3 protein-coding genes are annotated in these 12,856 nt (G+C 68.9%); all 3 read left to right on the top strand.

Annotated elements, in window-relative coordinates; all coding sequences use genetic code 11:
- Positions 1 to 1,418, top strand: a 1,418-nt coding sequence (locus ABZW16_RS40115) for a beta-ketoacyl reductase (protein WP_354961386.1), incomplete at its 5' end; no start/stop codon positions are given.
- A gap of 26 nt (positions 1,419 to 1,444) precedes the next feature.
- Positions 1,445 to 12,370, top strand: coding sequence for an SDR family NAD(P)-dependent oxidoreductase (locus ABZW16_RS40110; RefSeq protein ID WP_354961385.1), 10,926 nt, complete (start codon positions 1,445 to 1,447; stop codon positions 12,368 to 12,370).
- A gap of 12 nt (positions 12,371 to 12,382) precedes the next feature.
- Entirely contained in the window at positions 12,383 to 12,844 is a 462-nt protein-coding gene (locus tag ABZW16_RS40105; protein WP_354961384.1) for a hotdog fold thioesterase, read from the top strand.
- Positions 12,845 to 12,856: the final 12 nt, after the last annotated feature.

Here is a 12,856-nt window from a genome sequence, read left to right as displayed (position 1 = left end):
AAAAACCAATAATAATTAGGATGATACTCATAACGGCTGAATCGACATGTAAAAATTTAAATGCACTAATCGGCCCAATCATGCCAATAAATCCACCGCTGCTTGCCGAGGGCACCGTCCTGATCACCGGCGGCACCGGCGGATTGGGTGCCGTGGTCGCACGACACCTGATCACCGCGCACGGGGTGCGTCGGGTGCTGTTGGCAAGCAGGCGCGGACCGGACACACCCGGCGCGGCCGAGCTAGGTGAAGAACTCGGCACGTTCGGCGCGCACGTCGATATCGTCGCCTGCGATGTGGCCGATCGCACCGCGCTGGACAGGATGCTGGCGCAGATCCCGCCGCAGCATCCACTGACGGGTGTCATCCACACCGCCGGTGTGCTCGCCGACGGCTTGTTCGCGACCATGGCATCCGAGCAGATCGCGAACGTGCTGCGCCCGAAGGTCGATGCGGCGTGGCATCTGCACGAGGCGACCAAGGACCTCGATCTGTCGCTGTTCGTGCTCTATTCGTCCATCGCGGGCATCATCGGCAATCCGGGGCAGGCGAATTACGCCGCCGCCAATGTCTTCCTCGACGCATTGGCGCAATACCGTCAGGTCAGCGGCCTGCCAGCCACCTCGGTGGCCTGGGGGCCCTGGCGGCAGAACACGGGGATGACCAGCGCCTTCGGCGCCGCCGACTTCGCTCGGCTGCGGCGCGAGGGCTTCGCACCCCTGGACGACGAGGATGGGATGGCGCTGTTCGACGCGGCACTGGCGGGTGGTAGATCCGCGTTCGTGGCCGCTCAGGTCGATCGGACCGCGCTGGGCGAGACCGGTCCCGGTGAGCTGCGCGCGGTGATGCGCGGTTTGGCGCGGCCCGGTCGGCGGCGGGCAGCCGCCGGTGCCGCGCGGGATTCGTCGGACCTGGCGTCGCAACTGCTCGGCCGCTCGACGGCCGAGCAGGAAACCATCGTCCTCGACGTGATCCGCACGCAGGCCGCGGCCGTCCTCGGTCACGATGACATGGAGACGATCGCACCGAATAAACCATTCACCGATATCGGATTCGATTCGCTCGGCGTCATGGAGTTCCGCAACCGGCTGAAAACCACTGCCGGCGTGCAGTTGTCCCCGACCGCGATGTACGACCACCCGACGCCGGTGGCGCTGGCCGACTTCCTCCGGCAGGAGATCGCACCGGTCGAGGACCTGGCCGAGCGGATCGCGGCCGACATCGACATCCTGGCGCGCAGTTGCGCCGCCGCCGATCTGTCGACCGCCGACCGTTCGGTTATCGCCAGCAAGCTGATGGCGATGTGGCGACGGCTGAAGGGCAAGGACACCGACGAGATCGAGCAGCACGCGGATGCCGAGAGCCTCGAAACCGTCGACGACAGTGAACTTTTCGCATTTATCGACCACCTCAGCTGAACTGGCACGAGCAGGAGTCTCCACCGATGGCCGACAACGACGAACTTCGCAGATATCTCAGGAAGACCGCGAAGGAACTGTACGAAACCAAACAACAGCTGAGCCAGCTCATCGACCGGTCGAATGAGCCCATCGCCGTGGTCGGAATGGCCTGCCGCTACCCGGGCGGCGTGCGCTCACCCGAGGAACTGTGGCGCATAGCGGCGGATGGCGTTGACGCTGTCGGGGATTACCCGTCCGACCGTGGCTGGGACCTGGACCGGCTGTTCGATCCCGACCCGGATGTGCCGGGGACGATCTACACCCGCCAGGGCGGATTCCTCGATTCCCCGGCAGATTTCGATGCCGCCTTCTTCGGCATCAGCCCGCGTGAGGCCGCAGCGATGGATCCGCAGCAGCGGCTGATGCTGGAGGCGTCCTGGGAGGCGCTGGAGGACGCGGGTATCGACCCGGCATCGCTACGCGGCAGCGACACCGCCGTGTTCGCCGGTGTCAATCACCAGAACTATGGTCCACGAATCGGCTCGCCCGCGCTCACCGCCGAGTCCGAAGGCCATGCGTATCTCGGCGTGGCGACCAGTGCGCTGGCCGGGCGGATCTCCTACACCCTCGGCCTCGAGGGGCCGGCCATTTCGGTCGATACTGCGTGCTCGTCGTCGCTGGTGGCGCTGCATCTGGCGTGTCAGGCCCTGCGCCGCGACGATGTCACCCTGGCGCTGGCGGGCGGCGTGACCGTGATGTCGGATCCGGCGCTGCTCATCGCCTTCGCGCGGCAGCGCGCACTGTCACCGGATGCCCGCTGCAAGGCGTTCGCGGCGGCCGCCGACGGCACCGGCTTCGCCGAGGGCCTCGGCTTGCTGGTACTCGAGCGGCTTTCGGATGCACAGCGATTGAGGCACAACGTACTCGCCGTGGTGCGCGGCACCGCGGTCAACCAGGACGGGGCGAGCAACGGGCTGACGGCCCCCAACGGTTCGTCCCAGGAACGGGTCATCACCCAAGCGCTGGCCGATGCGGGCCTGGAACCGTCGGATATCGACGCGGTAGAAGCACACGGCACGGGCACGATGCTCGGCGATCCGATCGAGGCGCGGGCGCTGATCAGTGTCTACGGCACGCGGCGTACCTCGGATCCGTTGCGCCTCGGATCGCTCAAGTCCAATATCGGCCACACCTCGGCGGCGGCGGGCGTCGGCGGCGTGATCAAGATGATCGAGGCGATGCGCCACGGCATGCTGCCGAAGACACTGCACGTGGACGCGCCGACCCCGCATGTGGATTGGTCGGCGGGCACCGTGCGGCTGCTCCAGGAGAGCGAGCCGTGGCCCGCAGGCGAACGGATCCGGCGCGCGGGCGTGTCGTCGTTCGGGGCCAGTGGGACCAACGCCCACGTCATCCTCGAAGAAGCGCCCACCGCACCGGTTGCCGAGCAGAGCCCGACCGCCGGCGACGCTCCCGAGCGGGGCGACGCCGAGCAGCCGTGCACGTCCGAATTCGTGCCCCTGCTGGTATCGGCGAGTTCCGAGGCGGCGCTGCGCGCACAGGCGCATCGCCTGCGGCAGTGGATGATCGGTGACAGCGAGGCGGACCCGTGGGATATCGCTCATGCGCTCACCACCTCGCGGGCCCGGCTGGATTGGCGGGGCACCGTCATCGGACGCGATCGCACCGAACTGCTGACGGGTCTGGCGGCCCTTGCCAGCGGCGTGTCCGGACCCGATGTGGTTCGCGGTGTGGTCGGCTCGGGTCGCACCGCGTTCCTGTTCACCGGCCAGGGCGCGCAGCGACCCGGTATGGGTGCGCGACTGTATGCGGCGTTCCCGGTGTTCGCGGCGGCACTGGACGAGGTGTGCGCCGTATTCGATCCGTTGCTCGGATGTTCGTTGCGCGATGTGATGTTCGCCGAAGACAGCCCCACCGGCGACACGACCGGTCCCGCCGCAACGCCGCTGGATCGTACAGAGTTCACCCAACCCGCGCTGTTCGCGTTCGAGGTGGCGCTGTACCGGCTCGTCGCGTCGTTCGGGGTGACCGCCGATGTGCTGCTCGGCCACTCCATCGGTGAATTGGTCGCGGCGTATATCGCCGGAGTCTGGTCGCTCCCGGACGCGTGCGCGCTGGTGGCGGCGCGCGGGCGGCTGATGGGTGCGCTGCCGCCGGGCGGGGCGATGCTGGCGGCGGCCGTATCCGAAGACGAGGCCGTCGCGCTGCTGGCCGGATACCGGGACCGGCTATCGCTGGCCGCCGTGAACGGTCCGTCCTCGGTGGTGCTGTCCGGCGACGTGGACGCGGTCGACGATATCGAGCGGATGCTCGGCGATCAGGGGCGCATGACCAACCGGTTGCGGGTCGGTCACGCGTTCCATTCGGCGCGGATGGAACCGATGCTGGCCGAATTCCGCGCGGTGGCACAGCAATTGACCTATCGGATGCCGACCATGTCGGTCGTCTCGAATGTGTCCGGCGCCGTCGTCGATCGCGAACTGACCGACCCGTCGTATTGGGCGGATCAGGTGCGGGCGGCCGTTCGCTTCGCCCCGGGTGTGGAGACGTTGGCCGCGATCGGCGTCCGCCGGTTCCTGGAGGTCGGCCCCGACGCCGTCCTCGCGGCGATGACCCGGCAATGTCTGGCCGAGGAACCCGATCTCGAGGCGCGGTCGGTGGTGGCCGCAGCCGGTCGGCGCGATGCCGACGAGGCGGCGCAGTTCACCGCGTTCCTGGCCGCCGCGCACGCCGCCGGGCTCCCGGTGGATTGGCGGCCACTCTACGCGGGCCGATCGACGCGCCGAATCTCGTTGCCCACCTATGCCTTCCAACGGCAACGGTATTGGGTGCCGCCCACGGACGGTCTCGGCGATGTGGGTCGTGCCGGTCTATTGTCGATCGACCATCCCATGCTGGGCGCGGCGGTGGCCATTGCGGGCAAGGACGAATGGCTGTTCACCGGAAGACTTTCGACGGCGTCGCAGACCTGGATCGCCGATCATCTGGTGTTCGGCGCGGTGCTGCTGCCCGGCACCGGCTTCGTGGAACTGGCGTTGGCGGCCGGTGCTCGCCTCGGTGTCGAGATCGTCGAGGAGTTGGTCCTCGAAGCACCGCTGCGGATGGACGAGCACACCGAAATCGATATCCAGATCAGTGTGGAAGCCGCCGCTGATGACGGACGCAGGCGCTTCGTCGTGGTGTCGAAGCTTGTCGAGGGCGCCTTCGTGATCGACGGCTCGCCGGGGTCGCGGACCGGCACGAGCGCGATCACACATGCGCGCGGCGTCTTCGCGCCCGCGCAGTCGAACGACGCGCCGATGACCGGCCGCGACCTCGGCCCGGCGGCGCAGGACGATGTCGTCTCCGGCGAGCCGATGTACGACCGGTTGGCCGCGCGCGGACTCGGATACGGCCCCGCATTCCAGAATGTCGCCCGCCTGTGGCGTACCGGTGACGATCTCGTGGCCGAGGTGCGCCTGTCCACCGAACTCGATGCCGACGCCGCCCGCTTCGCCATCCATCCCGCGCTGCTGGATTCGGCACTGCACGCCGCCGTCGAGGAACTCGGCGCCGAGCTGCCGCAGGACCAGGCGCCGCTGCCGTTCTTCTTCACCGGCGTGCAGGTGTATCGCCGCGGTGTGACGGCCGCGCTGGCGCGCATCCAGCGCAGCGGAGCCGACAGTGTGCGGCTCGAACTCGTCGATGAATCCGACGCTGTCGTGCTGACCATCGAGGCGCTACAGGCGCGACCGGTGCACAGCCGGGCCCTGCGCGATGGCCGGACTTCGGCACGTCACGCGCTCTACGACGTGCAGTGGAGCGTCGTCGAATCCCGTACGCAGGCAGGCCCGGAGAGTCGGCGAATGGCCGTCGTCGGTGCCGCGGCGGCGTCCGGATTCGACGAGAACTACCACGATATGGCCGCCCTGGCCGAGGCAACCGGCGACGACGTCCCTGACCTCGTGGTGTGGTGCGCCGATGACCTCGAGCCGTCGATTGATTCCGGACCCGGTTCGGCGGAACTCGTACGCCGACGCGTGCACAGCGTGCTGGAGTCGGTCAGATCGTGGTTGCGTCTGCCGACGGCCGAGGACGCACGGCTGATCGTGGTGACGCGCAACGGGGCTGGTCTGGTCGGTGAGGATCCTGATCTGGCCGCGGCCGCCTCCTGGGGTGTGGTGCGCAGTGCCCAATCCGAGCATGTCGGTCGAATTGTCCTGGTGGACATCGACAATGCGGCCGCGGTCACCCCCGATCTCATCGTGGCGGCCCTGCGGACCGAGGAGGCGCAGCTGGCGGCCCGCGCTGATGCGCTGTTCGCGCCGCGGCTGACCCGGCACGAGGTGTCCGCGACCGACACCGGCCCGGCGTTCGGCTCGGGTGCAGTGCTGATCACCGGTGGTACGAGCGGGCTCGGCGCCCTGGTCGCACGACATCTGGCCGCTGTGCGGGGCGTGCGTGAACTGGTACTGGTTTCCCGGCGTGGCACGCAGGCCGACGGTGTCGCCGAACTCGTGACCGAATTGGGCGAACTCGGCGCTCGGGCGCGGGTACTGGCCTGTGATGTCAGCGACCGTGCCGCCGTGGCGACGCTGCTCGACGAGATCGCCGACGGTCCCGCGCTGACAGCTGTTGTGCACGCGGCCGGACTGCTGGCCGACGGGACCGTCGAAACCCTCACCGCCGAGCAGATCGACCGGGTACTCGCACCGAAGGTCGATGCGGCGCTGCACCTGCACGAACTCACCCTGGACCGCGACCTGTCGGCGTTCGTCATGTTCTCCTCGATCGCGGCGGTGCTCGGATCGGCGGGACAGGCCAACTACGCGGCGGCGAATTCGGTCCTGGACGCCTTGGCTCGACGGCGTGTCAACGCGGGTCTGCCCGCGGTGTCGGTGGCATGGGGACCGTGGAGTCAAGACAGCGGGATGGTGGCCGAACTGGGTGCGGCCGCCGTGGAACGTCTGTCGCGCATGGGCTTTCGCCCACTCGCACCGGCCGATGGCCTCGCGCTGCTCGAGCTGGCGACCGATGCCGGCGCTCCCTTCCTCGCCGCGGTCGACTTCGACCTCGCCGCACTATCGGTCCAGGCGCGCGCCGGCATGCTGGCCTCGCCCCTGCAATCATTGGTGCCGTCCCCACGACGCGTGAGCAAGGGGGGCGGGTACCTGATGCGGCGGCTGGCCGCGGCCGGGCCGGACGAGCACGACGCGATCGTTCTCGATTTCGTCCGAGAGCAGGTCGCCGCGGTGCTCGGGCACCCGTCGGGATCGGTGATCGACGCCGAAAAGCCTTTCAGTGAACTGGGATTCGATTCGCTCGGCGCGGTGGACTTCCGCAACCGGCTGGCCAAGACCACGGGTCTGCGCCTGCCGTCGACGCTGGCCTTCGACTATCCGACGGCGAAGGCCACTACCCGGTACGTGCGCGCGCAACTCGACGGTGCGGGCGCGGCGGCGAATGCCCAGCCGGCGCGCCGCCGGACGCGCGCCGATGAGCCGATCGCGATCGTCGGCATGGCCTGCCGTTATCCCGGCGGTGTCGAATCGCCTGGCGGGCTGTGGGATCTCGTGGCGTCCGGCACCGACGCCATCGGTCGATTTCCCGACGACCGGGGCTGGCCCCTGGAACGCCTGATCCATCCCGACCCCGACAACCCCGGCACGTCATACGCCCGCGAGGGCGGGTTCCTGGCCGACGCGGCCGGTTTCGACGCGGCCTTCTTCGGGATCGGCCCACGCGAAGCGGTCGCGATGGATCCGCAGCAGCGGCTGCTGCTCGAGGTGTCGTGGGAGGCGTTGGAGCAGGCCGGAATCGATCCGACCTCGTTGCGGGGCAGCGACACCGGCGTCTACACCGGCGTGATGTACCAGGACTACGAGGTGCTCACCCGCAAGGGCGGGCCGGAGGCGGAGGGCTATATCGGGACCGGCGCCGCGGCGAGTGTGGTCTCCGGACGCGTCGCGTACACGCTGGGTCTGGAAGGACCTGCGATGACAGTGGATACGGCGTGCTCGTCGTCGCTGGTGGCATTGCACGTCGCGTGCCGGGCGCTGCGCCAGGGGGAGAGTTCGCTCGCGCTGGTTGGCGGCGCGACGGTGATGTCGACGCCGATGGTGTTCGTGGAGTTCTCCCGGCAGCGTGGTCTCGCGCCGGACGGTCGGTGCAAATCCTTCTCGGCCGCGGCCGACGGGGTGGCCTGGGCCGAGGGCGCCGCCGTGCTGGTGGTGGAACGGCTGTCGGACGCACAGCGATTGGGCCACAACGTCCTGGCGGTGGTGCGCGGCACCGCGGTCAACCAGGACGGCGCGAGCAACGGCCTGACCGCGCCCAATGGTCCCTCGCAGGAGCGGGTGATCGCGGCGGCGCTGGCCGATGCGGGCCTGCGCCCGGACGAGGTGGACGTGGTGGAGGCGCACGGTACCGGGACGGCGCTCGGTGATCCGATCGAAGCGCAGGCCCTGCTGGCCACCTACGGGCAGGAGCGCGCGGATCGGCCGCTGCGCCTCGGCGCGCTCAAGTCCAATATCGGTCACACTCAGGCGGCTTCCGGCGTGGGCGGAGTGATCAAGATGGTGCAGGCTTTGCGGCACGAGATGTTGCCGAAGACCCTGCACGTGGACGAGCTGTCGCCCCATGTGGATTGGTCGGCGGGCGCGGTGCGGGTGCTGACCGAGGCGGAGCCGTGGCCCGCGGGCGAGCGGACGCGCCGGGCCGGGGTGTCGTCCTTCGGGATCAGCGGCACGAACGCCCATGTGATTCTCGAGGAAGCACCGGCGGCACGCCCGGTCACGACACACTCGGCAGATGGTGAATCGCCCTCCGTCGCATCGGGTTTCGTGGCCGATTCGACGATTGGGGTGGTGCCGCTGGTGCTATCGGCGAAGACGGTGGAGGGGTTGCGCGGGCAGGCCGCGCGACTGCTGGGCTGGCTGGCCGACCATCCCGAGGTGGATTCGTGGGCGGTGGCGCGCTCATTGTGCGAGTCACGGGCGTTGCTGGATCGGCGCGGGATCGTCGTCGGAGGTGACCGGGCCGAACTCCTGGCCGGGCTGAACGCCCTTGCCGCGGGCTCGGTGTTGCCCGGTGTGGCCGAGGGCGCCGTCGGTTCGGGGAAGACGGCGTTCCTGTTCACCGGTGGCGGCGCGCAGCGAGTGGGCATGGGCGCCGGGCTGTACGCGGCGTTCCCGGTGTTCGCGACGGCACTGGACGAGGTGTGCGCCGAGTTCGATCGGCACCTCGGCGGGTCGTTGCGGGAGGTCATGTTCACCGATTCGGCGGGTGTGCTGGACGAGATGGGCTGGATGCAGCCCGCGCTGTTCGCCTTCGAAGTGGCGATGTTCCGGTTGCTCGAATCGTTCGGCGTGGGACCCGATGTGGTCGCGGGTCATTCACTCGGCGAGCTGACCGCGGCCTACGCCGCGGGCGTGTGGTCGCTCTCGGACGCGTGCGAGTTGGTAGCGGCACGCGGCCGGCTGATGGGGTCGGCTCCGGCCAGCGGCGCGATGCTGGCGGCGGCGGTCTCGGAGACCGAGGCCGCCGAGCTGCTGGCCGGCTTCGGTGACCGAGTATCGCTCGGCGCGGTGAACGGGCCGCAGTCGGTGCTGTTCTCCGGATACGCCGATGCTGTCGGCGAGATTCAGCGGCGACTCGCCGACGCGGGCCGTAAGAATACGTTGCTGCGGATTTCGCATGCCTCGCATTCGGTGCTGATGGAACCCATTCTCGACGAATTCCGCTCGGTGGCAGAGCGATTGACCTATCACGAACCGCTGCTGCCGATCGTGTCGAATGTGTCGGGGACGCAGGTGGGGGCGGAGGTTCGCGATCCGGCGTATTGGGTGGCGCAGGTGCGTGGCTGCGTGCGGTTCGCGCCCGGCATCGACAGTCTCATCGAGTCGGGCGTGCGTAGATTCGTCGAGGTCGGTCCCGACGCGGCGCTCACCGCGATGGCCCGGGAGTGTTTGGCGGAACACCCGGAGGTCGGCGCGGCGTCGATCGTGGTTGCCTCGTCCCGACGATCGACCGACGAGACGTTCCAGTTCGTCACGGCCCTCGCCCAGGTGCATGTGGTTGGTACGCCGGTGGACTGGCCACTGCTGTTCGGCGCGCGTGGTACCGGACCGATGGAGCTGCCCACCTACGCCTTTCAGCACAAGCGGTTCTGGTTGCAGCCGCAATCCGACGAGGTGGTCGGCTCGTTCGGACATCCGCTGGTCACGAATATGGTGCCGCTCGCGGGCCGGGACCAGTGGCTGTTCACCGGACGACTCTCGGTGCGAACCCAGCCCTGGATCGCCGACCACGCGGTGTTCGGTTCGGTGCTGCTGCCCGGCACGGCCTTCGCGGAATTGGCGTTGACGGCGGGTGCGCAACTGGACGTCGCTGTCATCGACGAGTTGCTGCTGGAAGCCCCGCTCGTCTTCGCCGATGGTGCGGAGGTCGATCTTCAGGTGAGTGTCGAGGAAGCCGACGACGCGGGACGGCGCAGGTTCGCGATCTATTCGCGAGTCGACGCCGCTGATCGGGACGCGGCGGATCGGGATCCATGGGTCCTGCACGCTGGTGGTGTGCTGACCGCCGCCGACGGGGACGAAGTTCCCACCTGGAGCGAAGCGAACTGGCCGCCCTCCGGGGCCCAGCCGTCGGAAAGCGCTCTCTATGATCGATTGGCGGACAAAGGATTCGACTACGGTCCGGTTTTCCAGGGTGTCACGGCGATGTGGACGCGTGGCGAGCAGACATTCGCCGAAGTCTCCCTCGACGACTCGGTGAGCGGTTCGGCAGCCGCATTCGGCATCCATCCGGCACTGCTCGACGCCTGCCTGCACGCGGCCATCGACGGCCTGAACAGCGGTCTGCCACCGGAGCAGCTGCCATTGCCCTTCTCTTTCACCGGCGTTCGGTTGTGGCGCTCCGGCGTCGCCGCGATGCGCGCACGGGTGAGCCGGGACGCCGACGGGCAGGTGAGCATCGCCGCGGTCGACGAGACCGGGGCGGTCGTGCTGACGATCGACGCGGTTGCTGCGCGTCCCATCGATGCCGCGGCGCTGCACGCGGTGGCCGCGGTTCGGCGCTCATCGCTGCTGAGCTTGCGGTGGATCCCGTCGGAGCTGCCCGCACCGTCGGCGGGCGGAGTGCTCGCGACTCTGGGCGCGGTTCGGGTGCCCGGCATCGATCTGCACTACCGCGATGTCGCGGAAATGATTGCGGCAGAGTCCGTTCCGGACGTGGTCGTCTGGTCGATCGCCGATCCGACCGCCGTCGGGCGCGGTCGGATCGACGGCGATACGGCCGCCGCGGTGCGGAGCTCGATCCACTCGGCCTTGGCCACCGTGCGATCCTGGCTCGCCGACGAGCGGCTGGCCGACACCCGCCTGGTGGTGGCGACTCGCGGCGCGGCCGGTATGCCGGGGGAGTCCGTCGACCTGGCGGCCGCCGCGGTGGCGGGGCTCATCCGCACCGCACAATCGGAATATCCGGGCCGCATCGTGCTGCTCGACCACGACGGCGATCTCGGTGACGCCGTCGTGCGCGGCGCGATCGAGTCGGCCCCAGCGCAGGTGGCGATCCGCAACGGCGCGATGTTCGTGCCGCGTCTCGGCGCCATGGACAGTCGCGTCGCAAGAGCCGAAACATTGGGCGGGACAGGCGCATTCGGCGACGGCACGGTCCTGATCACCGGCGGCACCAGTGGACTCGGCGCGGTAATGGCCCGACACCTGGTTCGCACCCACGGCGTCGAACACCTACTGCTGGTTTCGCGGCGTGGCGATGCGGCACCCGGTGTAGCGGAGCTGGTCGACGAACTGACCCGGCTGGGCGCCAAAACCCGGGTCGCCGCATGTGATGTCGCTGATCGGGCCGCTGTGGCGGCGGTACTCGATGCGATCGGGACCGAGCACCCGCTGACCGCGGTGATCCATTCCGCGGGCATGATCGACGACGCCACGATCGAAACATTGAGCGCGCAACAGCTCGACCGCGTGCTGGCACCAAAGGTGGACGGTGCCCTGAACCTCCACGAGCTCACCCGCGAGCACGAGCTGGCGGCGTTCGTACTGTTCTCCTCGGCCGCCGCGCTGCTGGGCTCGGCCGGGCAGGGCAACTACACGGCGGCGAACGCGTTCCTCGACGGTCTCGCCTGTGCCCGCAGGTCCGAGGGGTTGCCCGCCTTGTCGATCGCCTGGGGTCTCTGGAACGAAGACACCGGCATGGCGGGCGCCATGGACCGTGCCACCGTGGCACGGTTGGCGCGAATGGGCATCAAGGTACTCGGCGACGACGACGGGACCGCACTGCTCGACGCCGCGGTCGCCACCGACGAAACACTGGTCGCCGGTGTCGAGTTCGATAAACCGGCGCTCGCGGCGCAGGCCAGAGCGGGGCTACTGCCCGAGGTGCTCAGCGGGTTGGTCCCCGCACGTGCTCGGCGCACGACGAGCGCAGCGGCCGGGGGCGGTCTACTGGCGCAGCAACTCGCCGCCACCCCGGAGGACGAGCGCGATGCGCTGGTACTCGGCTTTGTGCGCGAGCACACCGCAGCGGTTCTCGGTCACGCGTCGGCCGATGCCATCGATCCCGAAACTCCGTTCAGCGAACTGGGTTTCGACTCCCTCGGGGGTGTCGAGTTGCGCAATCGGCTCACCGAGGTGACCGGTATGAAACTGCCCACGACGCTGGTGTTCGATTACCCGACCGCCACCGCCGTCGCGAAACTGGTGCTCTCGCGTTGGGCGGACTCCTCGATCCCGTCGGCGATCGACGATCAGATCGCCGCCCTGCGCACGCTGTTGGCGACGATACCGTCCGCGGCGGACAAGGCTCGGCTGGCCGAGCGGGTCCGCTCCACGCTGGCCGAGGCATTGGCGGAACGGGAGGCCCCGGTACCGAGCGACCGTATCGCCGTCGAAGCGGCCAGCGCCGACGAACTCTTCGCCCTCATCGACCAGCAGATATCGACATAGTTAGGGGATGTGATGACAGGCAACGATCTGGCGACGATCGAAATGTCCGGTGCGACGAGATCACTGCATCTGGAATGGGAGGATCCCGGCCTGGCCGTGCTCGGGCTGCTGCAACTGTCCCGCGAGGAACTGCTGGAGCGGCTGCGCTCCGGCGACCTGCCGCAACCGCCGCTGACCAAGTTACTGAACATCGTGGTGGTGGAAGCCGAGCCCGGTCGGATGACCCTGTCTCTCACACCGGACGAGCGGCACGTGAACTACCTCGGTGTCGTCGGCGGCGGTGTGGTCGGCGCGGTCCTCGACGTCGCGATGTGGGGTGCGGTTCATCTGTCGATCGAGGAACCGGCCATGGTCACGACCACCAGTATGAATACGAATTTCCTGCGCCGGGGGCGGCTTCCTCGTCCCCGTCGTGCGCGCCCGGCAGCAGCGGGGCGGCAATGGCCGGAGCGACCTGCGCGGTGGCGCCGATGAGTGCGCCGGCGG

The organism is Nocardia sp. NPDC004604 (assembly GCF_040609795.1).
GTDB lineage: Bacteria > Actinomycetota > Actinomycetes > Mycobacteriales > Mycobacteriaceae > Nocardia.
This window is presented reverse-complemented; position numbering and strand designations above follow the sequence as displayed.